The sequence below is a fragment of the Pontibacter diazotrophicus genome, assembly GCF_003367245.1.
In the GTDB taxonomy this organism is placed as follows: Bacteria; Bacteroidota; Bacteroidia; order Cytophagales; family Hymenobacteraceae; genus Pontibacter; species Pontibacter diazotrophicus.
In genome coordinates, this window is the sequence record NZ_QRGR01000020.1 from 1 (window position 1) to 17,188 (window position 17,188).

Here is a 17,188-nt window from a genome sequence, read left to right on the forward strand (position 1 = left end):
CCGAAAAAAGGGTCCCAGGCAGAGTCGATGTAGCCCAGCTGGAAAGCGGTCAGGTAGCGCGACACGAGCCAGCCGATGAAACCGAGCACCATCATAATCCAGCGCTGCGGCCAGCTGGAGGGGTTGTAGCTCCAGCCCGGAGGTGTATCGGGGCCCATCTTCATGTACATGATCATGTTGGGCATGCCCGGTATCAGGATGGTGAGCCCGATGATAAGTGCGCCCACCAGGGTGTCGTTGAGGTAAGCGACTGCCGTGGGAGACCAGAAAATGATGGGTGCCATGGTAAGCCAGATACCGACAAAGCAGCAGATCCACAGACTGACGGGACGGTTGGGGGTGAGGCCGCGCCACCCGAAGAAGATGAGCAGAGCACCGCTGATGATGTCGCTCCACTTCATGAAAGCAATGCGCTGGTCCAGCGAGAGCCACACGCTCCTGCCGCCTGACGGTTCCACGGTACCGATGCTATAGTCGAAGGTAAGCGGCGAGAGCAGCACCCAGGCACCGAGGATGATAATCATCCAGTACACCCACAGGGTTTGCATGTGGTGCATGTGCAGCATTTTCTCCCGCATCTCGTCAGACATGTCCATTTCGTGTCCGCTGTGCTTCTCGTGCTGATGGCCTTTCTCATGCTGATGGCCTTCGTGCTGGTAATCCCCCCTTTTGTGCTGGTCCTGTTTTTCCTGGCCGTCTTTGTGCATTTTCTTGTTATGCTGGCGCAGCTCCTTCTCAGCCATTGGCCTTGTCACACCGCGCATGCCCATGGAGCCGCTGTGCTTGCCATTGCTCTTCTTATTGTCCTTGTGCTCACGCTCTTCGTTGTTTTCCATCGGGGAGTGGTTTCTAGGTACAAACTCTAAAATTAACTATACGAAGCAACCATGAACTCGATATTGTCAGCAGACTTCAAATAAATCTGCAGCGGGGGGATGGCAGAAAGTTACAGGAAGTATGGCGGCATAGTACTGCTAGGTGGTTTTAACATCAGTAACCTGTGGCAAGTTGGCTGTACCTATTATGATATGTCAGGTTCTGATTTGGGAGAAGCAACCTATGGCTACCATATGGTGGTGCTAGGCACCCTGTTGAGCAACAAGGGCAAAGTAATTAGCCCCTCTGATTATTTGTAAAGTTGTAAAGGTTTGCTCTGTTTGAAAAATAGCACTAAAACAGAGGAGCTGGCAGCATTTCGAGTAAAAAGTGAAACAGAAATGGTTGTGCGCTGTTCTTAATTTCAAAGAGTTTTATGGGTGCCTTACCTATTATCCTTGAGGGAGAGCCGCTTGTATCAGAGTGGAAAAGGGAGACAATACATGAGACAATGATCTCTCCAAACGAGAGGCAGAAGGCTTGGCAGAGCTGTTTCGTCCTGATTATAAGCAGTCACCTCACACCTGTTCCTTTACCGTCTGTTACTTGCTAAAAAGCGCTCATATTGAGCCTAAAAGCAAAAAACCCCTGCCATTTCTGACAGAGGTTTTCGTGGTGATGAGTGGAATCGAACCACCGACACAAGGATTTTCAGTCCTTTGCTCTACCAACTGAGCTACATCACCAGCTCTTGTTGTGTCCCCTTGTTCCGTAAGGGTATGCAAAAGTAGCAACTAACTTTTAAGTAGCAAATATTCTGGAGAAAAATATTTTTAAAAATGTTTCCTGCGTACATTATTCTCAGTATTCTGCTATCTTTAGCTATAAATTAGTATGTATAACGAATAGTTTGCTGTGATAGGAATAGAGAACATCATCTTTTTGATAGTGGCTGCCATCGGCATTGGCTTGTTTATATGGCAGATCCGCAAAATCAGGAAAAATGTGCTGATGGGGCGTGATACTACGCTAAACGACAATCCATCGGAACGTATTAATAAAACTTTGCTGGTGGCTTTTGGGCAGCAGAAAATGTTTAAACGTATGTTGCCTGCTGTGCTGCACCTCTTTTTGTATGTGGGCTTCATTGTCATCAACGTGGAGGTGCTGGAGATTCTGATTGATGGGATTTTTGGTACCCACCGTGCGCTTGGTTTTGTGGGCGAGCTGTACAGCGGCCTGATGGCCCTGAACGAGATACTGGCGGCGCTTGTGATCATTGCCTGCGTCATGTTCCTGTGGCGGCGTAATGTAACAAAGGTGCCACGGCTGTGGAATGGGGTAGAAATGCGCGCCTGGCCAAAAATAGATGCTAATATCATTCTGGTTACAGAGATTGTGCTGATGCTTGCCTTGTTCGTCTTCAACATTGCAGATATGAAGCGCGTGCTCGTGGCAGGTGGCGAAGTGGTAGGATATTACCCTGTGAGTTTGTTGTTTGTGAATATTTTTGGTGAAGACCCGGATCAGCTTTACGTGATAGCGAAAATAGGCTGGTGGTTCCACCTTGTGGGTATCCTGGCTTTTATGAACTACCTGCCAAGTTCCAAGCACTTTCACATCTTCATGGCTTTCCCGAACGTGTATTACTCTAATCTAAAGCCCAAAGGTAAGTTTACCACCAATCCAGCTATTACGCATGAAATAAAGGCCATGCTGGACCCGGGCTACCAGCCACCAGCCCCAGAGATGGATGCAGAAGGAAACCCGATCATTCAGCGCTTCGGAGCCAAAGATGTAGAAGACCTGTCCTGGAAGCAGTTAATGGATTCCTATACCTGCACCGAGTGCGGGCGCTGTACTTCTGTTTGCCCGGCCAACATTACGGGTAAGCTGCTTTCCCCGCGTAAGATCGTGATGGACACCCGCGACAGAATGGAAGAAAAGGGAGAGCACCCGGCAATATTTGTACCTAACCATTACAAGGAACAAGGCGAAGAGCGTGTAGAGGTGACAGAGGAGAAAACGCTGTTGCGCGGCTATATTACGCCGGAGGAGCTTTGGGCCTGTACTACCTGCAACGCCTGTGTGGAGTCCTGCCCGGTAAACATTGATCAACTATCCGTTATCATGGATTTGCGCCGTTACCTGGTGCTGGAAGAGTCTGCTGCGCCGGCTTCGCTGAACACCATGTTCACCAACATCGAGAACAACGGTGCTCCCTGGGCGTTCTCTCCAGCCGACCGCTTTAACTGGGCCGACGAAATTTACGTGCCAAGCAAAAATTAATTGTTGATTGTTAACTTGTTAATTGATTGAAGGTTGAATTGTTACACAGTTGATTGCTGTGCCCTGCCCGAGCTATACCTGCTTTTTGTGAACAACAAAGAGAAATAGAAAGGGGCAGGTACAGAATAGCAATCATCAATTAGCAATCAACAATTCATAAAAACAGATGGAAGAAAATAAAAGATTAGTGAAAGTGCCTACCATGGCTGAGATGGCCGCCAACGGCGAAGAGCCGGAAATCCTGTTTTGGGTGGGCTGTGCGGGTTCTTTCGACGACCGTTATAAAAGAGTAACGCGTGCCTTTGTGCAGATTTTAGAGCATATAGGTGTAAAGTATGCGGTGCTGGGCACAGAAGAAAGCTGCACCGGCGAGCCGGCGAAGCGCGCCGGAAATGAGTTCCTGTTTCAGATGCAGGCCCTGACAAACATCGAAGTACTGAATGGCTATAACGTAAAGAAGATTGTAACCGCCTGCCCGCACTGCTTCAACACCATGAAGAATGAGTACCCTGATTTGGGAGGTAACTATGAGGTAATTCACCATTCCACGTTTCTGCAGCAGTTGATAAACGAGGGCAAAGTACGCGTAAAAGAGGGCGGGAGCTTTAAAGGCCGCCGCATCACGTACCATGACTCCTGCTACCTTGGTCGCGCCAACGACATATATGAGGCCCCGCGCGAAGTGCTGGCGGTGCTGGATGCAGACCTCGTGGAGATGAAACGTGTGCGTGCGAACGGCCTTTGCTGCGGTGCCGGTGGTGCCCAGATGTTTAAAGAGCCGGAGCCAGGCAAAAAGGATGTGAACATAGAAAGAACAGAAGAGGCACTGGCTACCTTAGGTACAGCCGGAAACAGTGTGATTGCCACGGCCTGTCCTTTTTGTATGGTCATGATGAACGATGGTGTGAAGAACAAGGATCAGGAAGAAAACGTACAGGTTTTCGATATCGCTGAACTAATCGCACAGGCAGAGGGGCTTACGAAGTAATTGTTGATTGCTATATTGTTTAATTGTTAAATCTTTGTTCCTTTTTTGCTGTTAACGATTAAGCAATGCGGCCATGTGATCATGAGCCTTAACAATCAACAAACAACAATTATTAATCAAAAAATGTATATTCCATTTAACGAACTGCCGCCACATGCGCGCCTCTGGATTTACCAAGCCAACAGGCCCTTAACGGACGCAGAGCAGGATAAAATAAAACCGACGCTACAGCGTTTTGCAGAGGAGTGGAGCAGCCATGGTACTGGCCTTCAGGCTTCTGCAGAGCTGCTGCACAACCAATTTTTAGTGCTGGCCAATAACGAAACAGCCGCCGCTGCCAGTGGCTGCTCTATCGATAAATCCGTGAACTTTGTGCGGGAGCTGGAGCAACAGCTTCAGGTTTCCTTTTTCGACCGTACGCAACTGGCATTCCTGAAAGAGGGGGAGGTAGAGTTGATAAGTGTGCAGGAGCTGAAAAAGAAAGTATCGGCCGGCGAGATTAGTGAGAATACATTATACTTTGATACATTAGTAAACAATTACGGAGAGCTGCAGGAAGCATGGCCACGGCCTGCCGGCAACAGCTGGCTTTCCCGCTATTTCTGATACGGCAAAACCCTAACCATATTTTGTTCATGCACCAAACGCTGAAATTTAAATCCATAGCGCATCAAATTAAATCCATCAGTGTATTGTTGTTGCTCCTGCTGGTGCTCGGCGGTTGTGCAGGGCAGTACCTTAGCAAAGGCGATAAACGTTTTGAGCGGGAACAGTATGAGCGTGCCATCGAGTTCTACAAACAGGCACTGACGAACGCAAACAACCCGGGCGAGGTAAACTACAAAATAGCGGAAGCTTACCGCCGCTCCAACCGCATAGCGGAGGCAATGCCTTATTATAAAGCAGCCCTGGATGCCAATTTCCGCAAAGAGGACGCTTATTACTACTATGGGCTTGCCCTGAAAGCCAACGGACAATATGAGGAGGCGCTGCGACAACTGCAGGATTACGTGCGCGTAGGCACCAGCCCGCAACTAAAGGCGCTGGCTGCCCGTGAGGTTGAAACGCTGAGCTCCCTGAGCAATATACTCCGCCTCTCTTCGCCTTACAAGATCAGTAATCTGGAGGCACTGAATACAGAAGCCTCGGAGTTTGCTCCTTACGTGTTGGAAAACGAACTGGTATTCTCCTCCACGCGTGGTCCGGGCAAAGAGTATATGGGAAATGGCGAAGGCTTCTTAAACCTGTATGCCACTACGCTCACAGATTCTGCTGCTGAAATGGGCGGTGCTGTGCGTCCGTACGAGAACATCAACGCTGAGGGAATACATGATGCCCTGGCCACTTTTACAAACGAGGGGCGCACCATGATATTTGCCCGGGGAAACCAAGGAACGAAAAAGGGCCGCCAGAACGTGGACTTGTTTATCTCAAACTTCCGATCCGGCGCCTGGACAGAACCACAGCCACTCAGTATCAACGACCCCGAGGCCTGGGACTCTTCCCCGGCTTTCTCCCCTGACGGCAGAACACTATACTTCTCCTCCAGCCGCAGAGGTGGCCTGGGTGGGAACGATATCTACAAAACCACCATCGACGATAATGGCCGCTTCTCCAGACCAGAGAACCTGGGACCGGATATTAACACGGCAGGCAATGAAGACTTTGTTTCAGTAGGGCCGGATGGTACCATATATGTTGCTTCCGATGGACTGCCTGGCTTGGGAAGGCTGGATCTATTCCGCATAGAAGACGGAAAGCCCGTAAATATGGGGCAGCCCATCAACTCACCAGGCGATGACTTCGGAATCTTTGTCGGGGCGGGCAATACAGGCTTCTTCTCCTCTAACCGCGAGGGCGGCAAGGGGGGCGATGACTTGTACCGCTTTGTGAGGAGTGACATCAGGCTGGTTAACTTCTTTGTGGATGGTACGCTGTATCAGCAGCGCGAAGGCGCTAGCCAACGTACCGTAGTGCCGAACGAAACTGTAGTACTGCAGGACGCCAGCGGCCAAAGTTTACGGGAAACAACGACAGATGCAAGCGGGCAGTTTACCTTTGCCCTCGACTCAGCCTCTACTTACTCGCTGGTGGCAGATAAGCCCGGCTTCTTTACAGCCCGTGAGCAGATAACGACAGTGGGTAAAACGCCACCGCAGGATGAGTTGGAGGAAGGAACGAACGAAGTGCGGCTAACTGCTACTTTGGTGCTGAATGAAATTGTGCGGGAGAAGGCCATTGTGCTGGAGAACATTTTCTACGATTTCGATAAAGCGGATATTCGTCCGGATGCGGCACAGGAGCTGGATAAGCTGGTGCAGATACTGAAAGATAATCCAGGTATTTCGATTGAGCTAAGTTCCCATACCGATGAACGCGGTAGCGAAGCCTATAACCTGGACCTGTCGCAGCGACGTGCCGAGTCGGCCGTAGAATACATCATCTCGCAGGGCATCGACCGCTCACGCATCACAGCCAGAGGCTACGGTGAAAGCCGCCCTGTGGTGCCAAACGCCACAACGGAGGAAGAACATCAGCGTAACCGCCGTACCGAATTCAAAGTGGTGCGTATACAGGAATAATCAGTGTAGCGCTATAAGAAAGAGCAGCATGAGTTTATTCTCATGCTGCTCTTTCTTTTGATTACTGTATTGTACCTGTGAAAGGCTTAGCGGAAAATATACTTTATCCCGATGCCAAAGCTGTGCATGCGGGTTAAAGGTAGCGACCTAAGCGTATGCGTGTTATGCCCAATTAAAGTGTGGCGATAATCGATAGAAAGTGCCAGCGGAATCTTAGGGAAGGTATACTCCAGACCGGCAGACGCCAGCAATACAGCGCCAACCTCCATGTCCTGTTTCTCCAGGTACCTGTTTCGGGTGGTGCCCACCGCTCCAATGCCAATGCCGGCATAAGGCTTCAGGCGGCTGGAGGTGAGTAACTGTGGTTGCCAAATATAGTGCAGCGAGGCCTGGTAAGATTCATGATAGTGCCACTGGCCCACCTGCAGCTCAAATGCCGATTCCGGCTTGACAAAATGCTTCATCCGTAGTTCAAACTTTGCACCCGCTGGCCCACTAGCGTTCGTTCTGAATCCGATGGCGGTTCTGTAAGGTGCTGTAGCCTGTGGTTTGGAGATAGGCATTTCGTTCTGGGCGCGAAGGGGAGAGGCAGCAAGTGCCAGCGCACCCAGTAAAGGGAGCATCAGTTTGTTTTTCATCAGGTTATAAGGTTAGTTCTATATAGGTGGAGCCATATTTGTAACAAATGGTTGCAGCCCTTCGGAAGTATTAGGATGGAAGAGATTTTCATACTATTGGCAGTGTTATATAACAGAAGAGGAAACATAATGTGTGATACCCCATTATGGCTGTGTTAGGCAGAATTTTAAAATAAAATTTCAAAGCCTTTTTAGTTCTAAACCCTGTGCTTACTTTTGGCGTTAGTAACGTAAAAAGTAAGCATGATTATTTCTTTTGGGTCAAAGGAAACTGAAAAAATTTGGAATGGAGAAAGGGTAGCGAAGCTGCCTATGGAAATCCAGACGATTGGCAGGCGTAAATTAAGGATGCTCAACAACTCTCAAGATCTTGCCGACCTTCGGATTCCTCCCTCCAACAGGTTAGAGAAATTAGTGGGAAACCTAAAAGAGTTTTACAGCATCAGGATAAACAGCCAATGGAGAATCATCTTTCAATGGCATAACGGCCAAGCATCAGAAGTAGAAATTATTGATTACCACTATAAAGAATAATATGGAACGATTACCCAACATTCATCCGGGAGAAATACTGCGAGAAGAGTTTCTTGTTCCTCTAAGCATCACAGCATACAGACTTTCAAAGGACATTGGGATTCCTCAGACCAGAGTGTCTGAAATTTTGAAAGGAAACAGGCGAATTACAGCAGACACGGCTTTAAGATTAAGCTGCTACTTTGGAAACTCCCCTAAGTTCTGGCTTGGTTTGCAAGACGACTATGATTTGGAAGAAGAGAAGATAAATAAACAGAAAGATTTAGAAGCAATTAAACGCTTTGAGAAAAACGCTGCCTAACCCAATGCAGCTTTAACCCTTGCTGCGCTTCGGGCTTCCGCTGCACAAATCCCTTAACCGCTATATCTTTTGAATTTATACTTCCCGCTACCGCTAATCCAAAAGCCTTTCTTAAATTTGTAAAAACTACCCTGAGCTATGGAAAATAGATACCTACGCCGTGGCGTTTCTGCCTCTAAAGAGGATGTGCACAACGCCATCAAGAACATCGACAAAGGACTTTTCCCGAAAGCATTCTGCAAGATTATTCCCGATATACTCACCGGAGATCCGGAGTACTGCGCCATCATGCATGCCGACGGCGCGGGCACAAAGTCGTCGCTGGCCTACATGTACTGGAAGGAAACCGGCGACCTGAGTGTGTGGAAAGGTATTGCCCAGGATGCTGTGGTTATGAACACCGACGACCTGCTGTGCGTGGGCGCTACTGATAACATCCTGCTGTCCTCTACTATCGGAAGAAATAAAAACCTGATACCGGGGGAGGTGATAGCAGCCATCATTAACGGTACAGAAGAAGTGCTGCAAATGCTCCGCGACAATGGCGTGGGCATCTACAGTACTGGCGGCGAGACAGCCGACGTAGGAGATTTGGTGCGCACCATCATCGTAGACAGCACCGTGACGGCCCGTATGCGCCGCGATGAGGTCATCTCAAACGACAACATTCAACCCGGAGACGTAATCGTGGGCTTTGCTTCCTACGGGCAGGCGACTTACGAAGACGAGTACAACGGAGGCATGGGCAGCAACGGCCTGACCTCTGCCCGGCACGATGTGTTCCATAAATACCTCTCTGCCTCTTACCCTGAAAGCTATGACCCGGAGCTGCCGGTAGATCTGGTGTACTCGGGCAACTATAGGTTAACAGACGTGAACAAAGAGACAGGCCTGGAAATGGGTAAACTGGTATTGTCGCCGACGCGCACCTATGCCCCTATTGTAATGGAGATACTGAAGGAGCACCGCCAGCACATTCACGGCATGGTGCACTGCAGTGGTGGGGCGCAAACCAAGGTGCTGCATTTTACCGACAAAGTGCATATTGTGAAGGATAACCTGTTCCCGGTGCCGCCGCTGTTCCGCATTATACAGGAGCAGAGCCACACCGACTGGAAAGAGATGTACAAGGTCTTTAACATGGGCCACCGCCTGGAGATTTACCTGCCTGAGGCCCATGCGAAGGATTTGATAGATATTTCCAAAGCGTTTGGCGTGGAGGCAAAAATTATTGGCCGCGTAAAGAAAAGCGACAGTAACGAACTGACCATCAAAAGCAAGTACGGCGAGTTCTACTATGAGGGGTAGTTGCTCGGCTGATAAAGATTATGATTATATAAGAGCCACAGGTGTTTTGCCTGTGGCTCTTATGTTTTAAGCCCCATATTGCAAAATCAGGCTTTGAGGCTGCTGCTGTGGGTACTGTATCCTTTACAGCTAACAGTGCACCTACTACATGTTACAAAAGGGTTAATAATTACCTCTTATGTGAGGTTTCTTTTCTTTATATTGAATATATAGGCCGCGTATATGATTCTGCTTCCTGGATGAACAAACATTTACTCCCACCATTCTGGAGCACGCCGATAAGGCAGCTACTCTTTGTGTTCCTTTTACAAAGGCCTTTTTGTGATGTTGTGGTAGAAATAAGGAATAAGCTATGAAGATATTATTATTAAATTTCCTGATGCTGCTGTCTTTAAAAGCCATAGCACAGCATCCAGATTCCGCTGTATCTGATAGGGATAGATTTTATGTTGGTGTCAGTTTTAGTACTGTCTCACACCACATCTACTATAAAAACCCCAAGGGCGCTAAGGATGTCACGTCAGGTTATTTTGCCCCGCTTGCAATCAACTTCGGTTATCAGCTGGATGAGCGGGCAAGCATACAGGTAGGGCTTGCTTACGGGGGCAGCTCAGACCATACCAACTGGTCGCCGGGTTCCCCAGACACACTGATGTACGATTCCTACTCCAGCACACATGTTTTGGCTGTGCCCGTTACCATGCGATACGTGTTGTTCAAAGTTTTCAGACGGTTTCAACTATATGGCACGGGTACGATGATGCCTGCCTTCGGCACCACCAAGTTCAAAAGGATAGAGACACGGCAGGATGACATCTCCACTGTACTGGATGTAAGAGACACTGGTATGAATACCTTTGTTACTGCTGGCTTTGGCTTAAACTATAAGATAAGCAAGCGCTTCAGTGGGCTTATAGAATATCATGCCTTCAAATATAACCTGACAGGAAACAATTCATTTCACTATGATTGGGACCAGCGCTTAACTGGGTTTGACCGCATTTTTAAATCTATAGGAGTCGGGTTTAATTATAATCTCTAAATAGTTGAGCGGCCGTTTAAAGAAAGGTATTGGAGGAGATAGCATCTAATATCATCATAAAAGATATTCTAGGAGCCGCAGTTACAGAATCAGCAACCAATTTACAGGTCCTTGGCACTTGGCGTCAACTATAGACTGAGGTAGTCTTTTCTGGCACAAAACTTGGTTTAGCAGAAGTATGAGCTAAAACCTATGCTTCCGATGAAAAAGCTTCTACTTCCGTTCCTGCTTGTGCTGCTGGCGTTGCCGGTCATATCACAGGCTTCTGTTCTTACCTTCAGTGCCGAAAGAGGCGAGGTATTCTATATCAAGCTGAACGGTAAGACGATTAACCACAGGGCGTCGAATTATGTACGCATCAATCACCTGCAGCCGGGCAGGCACCTGGTGGAGGTTAGCGTTAGGAGCCGGCGTGGTGTATACCAGATGGGGCAGCGCGTGCTTGTGCCTAATGGGGTGGAAGCCAACTACGGTGTGCGTACCAGAGGCAGGAGGGCATATCTGCACCTAATCAGAGAGATTAGAGTAGTGCCACCACCTGTAGTCGTTACACCTGCTCCGCCCTTGCCACGTTATGATGACCGCTATGAGGATTACGGACGCGACAACCGGCGTGAACCTCAATTACCCCGTTATGACGAAGAAAGCAACAACTGCCGCAACCTGCTGACGGCACAGGAACTGGACCGGGTAATACAGGCCATGAACAGCCGGGAGTTCGACAATACCAAACTGGCCATAGCCCGGGAGGCAGTTCGTAGCGGCAGTATCATGGCAGAAGACCTGAGGCGCCTGCTACAGCAATTCGAGTATGAGTCCAACCAAGTGGATTTCGCCAAGTTTGCCTACGACTACCTCTGCGACCGAGATCACTTTTATTACGTCTACGATGTGTTCCGCTTCGACAGCAACGTGGAGGAGCTAGAGCGCTACAGCAACAGCCGTAGGTAGTTTAGGAGTTAGAAAGTTGTTTTAAGTTAGAGAGTTAGAAGGTTAAAAAGTTAGAAAGTTTATATGAATTGATAGAGGTAGCTCTCATAGCATGTTGATAATCATGCTATGAATAAAGGAGTTAAAAGTTGAAAGCCGCTCTCAGACGCAATGTCCGGAAGCGGCTTCTCACTTTTCAACTTTCTAAATCTTTAACTTTCTAACTCAGAACAACTCTCTAACTTATCTCAGTCTGTCTACAGACCGTACCAAATCTTCATCACGTTTAATGAAGCGGTTTGACAGGGCATTAAACAGCAGTCCGAACACGGGCATATAAAATCCGGCATGATAAGAGCCATTGCCATCAGCCTCTACCATTTCCGAGCCAACATACGTGGCATAATAGAAGGTGGTGCCCAGCAGTGCAGCCATCACAAGTGTGTTCAGCAAGCCTAGTTTCATCTGGTTCAGGCGGCTCCTGTACTGGAAAATCTCATAAGCTGCAATCACTGCCGCTGCAATAGCCAGTAAGCCAATGCCAATGGTGCCGCGCTCTGGAAGTGTTCCTGCCCCGGTAGGGTCGCCCTCCTCATTCAGGATAACTGACTTCAGGTTCCAGGCAGTAAGCACGACAGTTTCTCCTGTAACGGCATCTGTTTTGGACCAAAGCGGCAGAAACAACATCGAGACCATTGCTACGATGAGCAGGAACAGAAATACGGTTTGGATTCTTTGTATCATAAAATGTTTGTTTAACTCATAAAGAGATGCAAAATTAGACAAAGACCTGTAAAACAAAAATTAGATGCGCAAAGCTCATGCTGTTAAGCTACCAGTGCACCTGATGACAAAGTGTGGCGGCAGCCTCGGAAATATACTTGCGGAGACAAAACCGCGTCCGCGGAAAGCGCTACAGCATTTCACGTGAAACGCAGAGAGAGTATAATATAAAGCTATACAAGAGACTTCGTAGCGTGCGCAGCTCCTGCGAGCGTCTGCTGGCTGGCAAAACACGCACAGGTTTGGGAGGCGCTGTGAGGTTATGCGAGAGCCCCCGGAATTTCATACCTTTGCCCCATGCGTTATTTTTTAGAGATAGCCTACGATGGCACCCGGTTTCACGGATGGCAGGTGCAGCCTAATGCGCTGTCGGTGCAGGAGGTGCTGGACAGTTGCCTGAGCAAAGTGCTGCGGCAGCAAATCAGTTCCACCGGCAGCGGCCGCACCGACACAGGGGTGCATGCCAGCCAGCAGTTCGTTCATTTCGATGTGGAGGAGGAGCTGGATACACAGCAGTCGGTTTACCGCTTTAACCGTTTGCTGCCGGACGATGTGGTGGCAAAGCAGCTGTACCTGGTGCCGGACGATGCCCATGCCCGCTTCGACGCTTTTGCCCGTACCTATCACTATCATATTAGCCTCACAAGAAATCCTTTCAAGCGCTTTTATGCCTACCACCACAGCCGCCCGCTAAACGTGGAGAAAATGAATGAGGCTGCTGCTATACTTTTGAAGTATGAAGATTTTACCACCTTCAGCAAAGTAAAAGGCGACACCAAACATTATCGCTGTGACATGTATGAGGCCGTATGGCGGCAGCAAGGGGAGGAACTGGTATTCACCATTCGCGCCAACCGCTTTCTGCGCGGCATGGTGCGCCTCATTGTCGGCACACTGGTGGATGTAGGACGTGGTAAGCTGACGGTGGCGCAGTTTGAGCAGGTAATAGCAAGCCAGGACCGCCGGCAGTCCAGCGGAGCAGCGCCGGCAGAGGGCCTGTACCTGGCAAAAGTAGAGTACCCGGAGGGGTTGCTTCAGTAAGTTGTCTGAATCAGGATTTGCAGGATTTGTAGGATGAACAGGATGTACGATAACTGACCTTTGGAATTAAACCTGATAATTGTTCTTATCTAATTATAGCCATCCTGCTAATTCTTTTCATCCTGTAAATCCTGATGCAGACAATTTGCTGTAGCTGCGGGATCTTGAAGCTATCAGGTATAACGAAAAGAAAATCCTGTCACTGCATCAACTATCTGGGTATACAGCGGTACCATTTGAATGCGTATTGCGTAAATCCTCTACATCATACAAATCCTGAGAATCCTGATCCAAAACCATTAACTTTACAAACGGTTAGAAGAAGGCATGGCTTCGGTTGCGCCATCTCATCCATAACCTGTAGCGACTTTTTATTACTTTGGAAGATAAATCTAAAAACAGTGGTATAGTATTAGACTCTGATGTGCTGAAGCGGCTTTTCACGTTTGTGTCGCCTTATATGAGGACCTTTTACTTTATCATTTTCTTAACCCTTGCCTCCGCTATTCTGGCAGCATTACGCCCTTTCCTGATTCAGTATACCGTAGACAACGAGATTCTGAACAACGACTGGGAAGGTCTGAACCGCATGTTCGTGATACTGGGCGTGCTGTTAGTGGTGCATGCCATTGTGCAGTACCTGCATACCTATTTTGCCGGCTGGTTAGGGCAGAATGTGGTGCGCGATATTCGCATCAAGCTCTACCGCCACATCCTGGACCTGCGTCTGAAATTCTTCGACAGAACCCCGATTGGTACCCTTGTGACACGCAACGTGTCGGATGTGGAGACGCTATCGGACGTGTTCAGTGAGGGCCTGGCGGCGATGATTGGTGATATCCTGCAGCTGGTGTTCATCGTGGGCTTTATGTTTTACATTGACTGGGAACTGACGCTGGTGAGCCTCTCTACGTTCCCGATCATGATCATCAGCACCTATATCTTTAAAGAAAAGATAAAAGGCACCTTTCAGGAGGTGCGCACGGCGGTGGCGAAGCTGAACTCTTTTGTGCAGGAGCATATCACCGGCATGAGCATCGTGCAGATCTTCAATAACGAAGATCGCGAGATGGAGAAGTTCAAAGCCATCAACAAAGAGCATACCCGCGCCAACATCCGTTCCGTGCTGTACTACTCTATCTACTTTCCGGTGGCGGAAATTATCGGGGCGGCCGGTCTGGGGCTGCTGGTGTGGTATGGTGCCCACGGTGTAATTGAAGACGAAACTTCGCTTGGTACGCTGATGGCCTTTATCCTCTACATCCAGATGTTCTTCCGCCCGATCCGGATGATTGCCGACCGCTTTAACACGCTGCAGTTAGGTGTGGTGAGTACAGAGCGCCTCATGCGCCTGCTCGATAGCAAAGAGATGATTCCTGACAACGGGAGCTATGCACCAGACAAGATACGCGGGAATGTAAGTTTTCAAAACGTGTGGTTTGCCTACAAAGAGGAAGACTGGGTGCTGCGCGACTTGTCTTTTGAGGTGAAAGCCGGGCAGACAGTGGCTTTTGTAGGCGCCACTGGTGCAGGTAAAACCTCTGTGATCAACCTGCTGAATCGCTTCTACGAAATCAACAAAGGAAACATTATCATAGATGGCCACGACCTGCAGGAGTATGACCTGAGTGTGTTGCGCCACCACATTGGTGTGGTGCTGCAGGATGTGTTCCTGTTCTCCGGCACAATCGCCGATAATATTACCTTAGGTAACAAATCCATTACCGAAGAGCAGATCTGGGAAGCCGCTGATTTGGTAGGCGCGCGTAAGTTTATAGAGCGCCTGCCCGGTGGGCTGGACTACCAGGTAATGGAGCGTGGAGCCACTTTATCAGTGGGGCAGCGCCAGCTGATTTCGTTTGTGCGTGCTATGGTGTATAGCCCGGAGGTTATTATCCTGGACGAAGCTACCTCCAGCGTAGACTCTGAAACAGAAGAACTCATACAGTACGCCATCGACCAGCTGATGCACGGCCGTACCTCCATTGTAATCGCGCACCGCCTGTCTACTATTCAGAAAGCAGATAAGATTATTGTGCTGGATAAGGGCGAACTGAAAGAGATGGGCACGCACGAAGAGCTGTTGGAACTGAACGGCTACTACGCCCAACTACACAAGATGCAGTACAAGAACATGATTGACTTATGAAAACATTCTTCTATGTAATGGCCGGTGTCGCCATTGTTTTGCTGGTGCTATACACATACATAGGCGGTTTTACGGCTCCAGATGTTTCTGTTATTACCTCCGAAACGAAGTATGTGGCAGGCCAGCCCTATGAAGGCACTATAAAGGACGAGGCTTTGAGCAAAACTTTCCAGCGGGCAGCCGAAGTGCTGGACAACAACGAGTTGGAGGGCATGCTGGGAAATATCTACTACAACGACCCGGATAAAAGCGGGGACAGCTTAAGAGCCTTTGTTGGTATTATTGTGCCAGACACAAATAACATAACCCTGCCTGCAGGGTATGAGCTGCGTACTGTGCCGGGCGGCAGGCAGGTAGTCCGTGCCGAAGTAAATGCTACGATAGCGGTGGCTCCTGATAAGCTTTATGCTGCTGTTTTTGACTATGCCCAGGAAGAGAACCTGCAACTGGAGGATTTCTATGTGGAATGGTTCCCGGAAGATGACAGGGGAGTGGTAGAGGTGCCGGTGAGGCAGTAATATTTGAGCTCGCCAATAAAGGAAAAAGTATATCTTTGAGGGAAGGAGTAGTCATGCGGCTATTACGTCCGGCAATAACAGCAACAAGACACTTTGAGCAAAAAAGCAGAGGCTAAAAAAGAACAGATACTGCAATCGGCGAAAGCAGTGTTTGGCAGGTTAGGCTACAGCAAGGCCACCCTCGACGATATTGCCGAATCCATCGGCATGAAGAAGCCTTCGCTGTACTATTACTACAAAAGTAAGGAGCTGCTGTTTATAGAGGCTTTCTCGCAGGAGTGGCGGGACAGCCTGTCGCGCATCAAGCGTATAGCAGACCAGGAGCCAAATCCGCACGAGCGCCTGCTGCTGTACATCCGGTCTTCGTTGCGCTACTACCAGGAAATCGTGACGCAGCACACCATCTCTATCCGGGTGCTGATCGAAACACGTGTTACTTTCCAGGAGCTGTTCCGGGAGTCGAGAGGCAAGGAGTCAAACTACTACGCCTCGGTGATAAAAGAGGGCATCAGCAACGGAATGTTTCTGCCATGCGAAGCAGAGCGCGTGGGCTATTCCATCATGGTTGTGAAAGACCTTATCCAGTTCGAGGAGTTCCAGCGGGCTGATTTCCACAAACTGCCTTCTATCGACTTTCAGAAAATAGAGCGGGATGTCCTTTTCACGATAGGCCTCGTTCTCAACGGCATCAGCTTGAATAGATGATTGCTAATTGTCGATTGCTTAAGGTTCCTGCACTATTCAATCTTTGAACAATCAACAATTAGCAAGCAACAATTTAATGCGTCGCCTTATACTCGTCTAACTTTGCTTTCAGCGCCTCTACATCGGCATGATGCCCTTTGGCTACTTCTGCGGCATCGAGTTCCTGCAACATGTTCTTCATCTGCCCCAGGTAAGCAGCTTTGTCTTTCTTCAGGCAGCCTTTCTGGCCATCCTGACAGGTGCCGTCTTCGCTCATCGGCTTAAACATGCTGCCTTCACCGTAAATGAGCCACTGGGGGTTCAGGTCTTCGAAATGCTTCACAATGGTCACCAACTCATCTAAAGCGTAGTTTTTACCACAAATTATGTTCGAAAGGGTTTCCTCGTCGCTGCCGGTCATAGATTTTAATTGCTCCATTTCCAGCTCTTTCAGGTTGGTGTAAAACCGGAATCTTTTACCGATTTGTTGTAGGTCAACAGCCATATGTAAAGGGGTTATTTTAGTTTTAAACTTGCTATACGAGGATATAACAGAATTTGTCCCAAAAAAATCCCTTGAACCGT

18 protein-coding genes and 1 tRNA gene are annotated in these 17,188 nt (G+C 48.8%); 14 read left to right on the forward strand and 5 right to left on the reverse strand.

What is annotated here, in order from left to right; genetic code table 11:
- Nucleotides 1-836: SPW repeat domain-containing protein (locus DXT99_RS27565; protein WP_449578115.1), on the reverse strand; the 836-nt coding region annotated here is incomplete at its 3' end.
- A gap of 99 nt (nucleotides 837-935) precedes the next feature.
- On the opposite strand from DXT99_RS27565, the gene DXT99_RS17175 reads away from it, so the two are divergent.
- Nucleotides 936-1,136 carry a hypothetical protein gene (locus tag DXT99_RS17175; protein ID WP_115566823.1) on the forward strand — a complete coding sequence of 67 codons (201 nt, stop codon included), beginning with the start codon at nucleotides 936-938 and terminating at the stop codon, nucleotides 1,134-1,136.
- Nucleotides 1,137-1,489: 353 nt separating this feature from the next.
- Here the strand turns inward: DXT99_RS17175 and DXT99_RS17180 are convergent.
- Nucleotides 1,490-1,562, reverse strand: a tRNA-Phe gene (locus DXT99_RS17180).
- A gap of 169 nt (nucleotides 1,563-1,731) precedes the next feature.
- On the opposite strand from DXT99_RS17180, the gene DXT99_RS17185 reads away from it, so the two are divergent.
- The 4 genes from DXT99_RS17185 (at nucleotide 1,732) to DXT99_RS17200 (ending at nucleotide 6,675) form a co-directional block, all read left to right on the forward strand.
- Nucleotides 1,732-3,105: a (Fe-S)-binding protein gene (locus DXT99_RS17185; protein ID WP_115566824.1), complete on the forward strand. Its 1,374-nt coding sequence runs from the start codon at nucleotides 1,732-1,734 to the stop codon at nucleotides 3,103-3,105.
- A 202-nt stretch (nucleotides 3,106-3,307) separates the two neighbouring features.
- On the forward strand, nucleotides 3,308-4,093 hold the full coding sequence (locus DXT99_RS17190) for a (Fe-S)-binding protein (RefSeq protein ID WP_115566943.1): 786 nt from the start codon (nucleotides 3,308-3,310) through the stop codon (nucleotides 4,091-4,093).
- Between the two features lie 123 nt (nucleotides 4,094-4,216).
- Complete coding sequence (locus tag DXT99_RS17195; RefSeq protein WP_115566825.1) at nucleotides 4,217-4,699, forward strand: hypothetical protein; 483 nt, start codon at nucleotides 4,217-4,219, stop codon at nucleotides 4,697-4,699.
- A 29-nt stretch (nucleotides 4,700-4,728) separates the two neighbouring features.
- Complete coding sequence (locus tag DXT99_RS17200) at nucleotides 4,729-6,675, forward strand: OmpA family protein (protein ID WP_115566944.1); 1,947 nt, start codon at nucleotides 4,729-4,731, stop codon at nucleotides 6,673-6,675.
- A gap of 86 nt (nucleotides 6,676-6,761) precedes the next feature.
- On the opposite strand, the gene DXT99_RS17205 is transcribed toward DXT99_RS17200, so the two are convergent.
- Nucleotides 6,762-7,313 (reverse strand): hypothetical protein, encoded by a 552-nt coding sequence (locus tag DXT99_RS17205; RefSeq protein ID WP_115566826.1) that lies wholly within the window; start codon nucleotides 7,311-7,313, stop codon nucleotides 6,762-6,764.
- 243 nt (nucleotides 7,314-7,556) lie between these two features.
- Here DXT99_RS17205 and DXT99_RS17210 point away from each other — a divergent pair, with 243 nt between their 5' ends.
- The 5 genes from DXT99_RS17210 (at nucleotide 7,557) to DXT99_RS17230 (ending at nucleotide 11,449) form a co-directional block, all read left to right on the forward strand.
- A complete protein-coding gene (locus tag DXT99_RS17210; protein ID WP_115566827.1) occupies nucleotides 7,557-7,847 on the forward strand; it encodes a type II toxin-antitoxin system RelE/ParE family toxin in 291 nt (96 codons plus the stop codon).
- A 1-nt stretch (nucleotide 7,848) separates the two neighbouring features.
- A complete protein-coding gene (locus DXT99_RS17215) occupies nucleotides 7,849-8,148 on the forward strand; it encodes a HigA family addiction module antitoxin (RefSeq protein WP_115566828.1) in 300 nt (99 codons plus the stop codon).
- A gap of 138 nt (nucleotides 8,149-8,286) precedes the next feature.
- Nucleotides 8,287-9,456, forward strand: coding sequence for an AIR synthase related protein (locus tag DXT99_RS17220; protein WP_115566829.1), 1,170 nt, complete (start codon nucleotides 8,287-8,289; stop codon nucleotides 9,454-9,456).
- Between the two features lie 352 nt (nucleotides 9,457-9,808).
- Nucleotides 9,809-10,498, forward strand: coding sequence for an outer membrane beta-barrel protein (locus tag DXT99_RS17225; protein WP_115566830.1), 690 nt, complete (start codon nucleotides 9,809-9,811; stop codon nucleotides 10,496-10,498).
- Between the two features lie 201 nt (nucleotides 10,499-10,699).
- On the forward strand, nucleotides 10,700-11,449 hold the full coding sequence (locus DXT99_RS17230; protein ID WP_115566945.1) for a DUF4476 domain-containing protein: 750 nt from the start codon (nucleotides 10,700-10,702) through the stop codon (nucleotides 11,447-11,449).
- Between the two features lie 222 nt (nucleotides 11,450-11,671).
- Here the strand turns inward: DXT99_RS17230 and DXT99_RS17235 are convergent, their stop codons facing one another.
- On the reverse strand, nucleotides 11,672-12,172 hold the full coding sequence (locus tag DXT99_RS17235) for a DUF4293 domain-containing protein (protein ID WP_115566831.1): 501 nt from the start codon (nucleotides 12,170-12,172) through the stop codon (nucleotides 11,672-11,674).
- A gap of 336 nt (nucleotides 12,173-12,508) precedes the next feature.
- Between DXT99_RS17235 and truA the strand changes: the two genes are divergently transcribed.
- The 4 genes from truA (at nucleotide 12,509) to DXT99_RS17255 (ending at nucleotide 16,624) form a co-directional block, all read left to right on the forward strand.
- Entirely contained in the window at nucleotides 12,509-13,252 is a 744-nt protein-coding gene (truA, locus tag DXT99_RS17240) for a tRNA pseudouridine(38-40) synthase TruA (protein ID WP_115566832.1), read from the forward strand.
- Nucleotides 13,253-13,631: 379 nt separating this feature from the next.
- Entirely contained in the window at nucleotides 13,632-15,401 is a 1,770-nt protein-coding gene (locus DXT99_RS17245; protein ID WP_115566833.1) for an ABC transporter ATP-binding protein, read from the forward strand.
- Nucleotides 15,398-15,919, forward strand: a complete 522-nt coding sequence (locus DXT99_RS17250) for a GyrI-like domain-containing protein (protein WP_115566834.1) — start codon at nucleotides 15,398-15,400, stop codon at nucleotides 15,917-15,919. Before DXT99_RS17245 ends, DXT99_RS17250 begins: the two co-directional genes overlap by 4 nt.
- A 93-nt stretch (nucleotides 15,920-16,012) precedes the next feature.
- Nucleotides 16,013-16,624, forward strand: a complete 612-nt coding sequence (locus DXT99_RS17255; protein WP_115566835.1) for a TetR/AcrR family transcriptional regulator — start codon at nucleotides 16,013-16,015, stop codon at nucleotides 16,622-16,624.
- A 73-nt stretch (nucleotides 16,625-16,697) separates the two neighbouring features.
- On the opposite strand, the gene DXT99_RS17260 is transcribed toward DXT99_RS17255, so the two are convergent.
- Nucleotides 16,698-17,108, reverse strand: coding sequence for a hypothetical protein (locus DXT99_RS17260; RefSeq protein WP_115566836.1), 411 nt, complete (start codon nucleotides 17,106-17,108; stop codon nucleotides 16,698-16,700).
- Nucleotides 17,109-17,188: the final 80 nt, after the last annotated feature.

Excerpts from the sequence above, each read along its gene's own strand:
- DXT99_RS17175 (WP_115566823.1), top strand. The coding sequence starts at position 936 with ATGGCAGAAAGTTACAGGAAGTATGGCGGCATAGTACTGCTAGGTGGT.
- DXT99_RS17190 (WP_115566943.1), top strand. The coding sequence starts at position 3,308 with ATGGCTGAGATGGCCGCCAACGGCGAAGAGCCGGAAATCCTGTTTTGG.
- DXT99_RS17195 (WP_115566825.1), top strand. The coding sequence starts at position 4,217 with ATGTATATTCCATTTAACGAACTGCCGCCACATGCGCGCCTCTGGATT.
- DXT99_RS17200 (WP_115566944.1), top strand. The coding sequence starts at position 4,729 with ATGCACCAAACGCTGAAATTTAAATCCATAGCGCATCAAATTAAATCC.
- DXT99_RS17205 (WP_115566826.1), bottom strand. The coding sequence starts at position 7,313 with ATGAAAAACAAACTGATGCTCCCTTTACTGGGTGCGCTGGCACTTGCT.
- DXT99_RS17210 (WP_115566827.1), top strand. The coding sequence starts at position 7,557 with ATGATTATTTCTTTTGGGTCAAAGGAAACTGAAAAAATTTGGAATGGA.
- DXT99_RS17215 (WP_115566828.1), top strand. The coding sequence starts at position 7,849 with ATGGAACGATTACCCAACATTCATCCGGGAGAAATACTGCGAGAAGAG.
- DXT99_RS17220 (WP_115566829.1), top strand. The coding sequence starts at position 8,287 with ATGGAAAATAGATACCTACGCCGTGGCGTTTCTGCCTCTAAAGAGGAT.
- DXT99_RS17225 (WP_115566830.1), top strand. The coding sequence starts at position 9,809 with ATGAAGATATTATTATTAAATTTCCTGATGCTGCTGTCTTTAAAAGCC.
- DXT99_RS17230 (WP_115566945.1), top strand. The coding sequence starts at position 10,700 with ATGAAAAAGCTTCTACTTCCGTTCCTGCTTGTGCTGCTGGCGTTGCCG.
- DXT99_RS17235 (WP_115566831.1), bottom strand. The coding sequence starts at position 12,172 with ATGATACAAAGAATCCAAACCGTATTTCTGTTCCTGCTCATCGTAGCA.
- truA (WP_115566832.1), top strand. The coding sequence starts at position 12,509 with ATGCGTTATTTTTTAGAGATAGCCTACGATGGCACCCGGTTTCACGGA.
- DXT99_RS17250 (WP_115566834.1), top strand. The coding sequence starts at position 15,398 with ATGAAAACATTCTTCTATGTAATGGCCGGTGTCGCCATTGTTTTGCTG.
- DXT99_RS17260 (WP_115566836.1), bottom strand. The coding sequence starts at position 17,108 with ATGGCTGTTGACCTACAACAAATCGGTAAAAGATTCCGGTTTTACACC.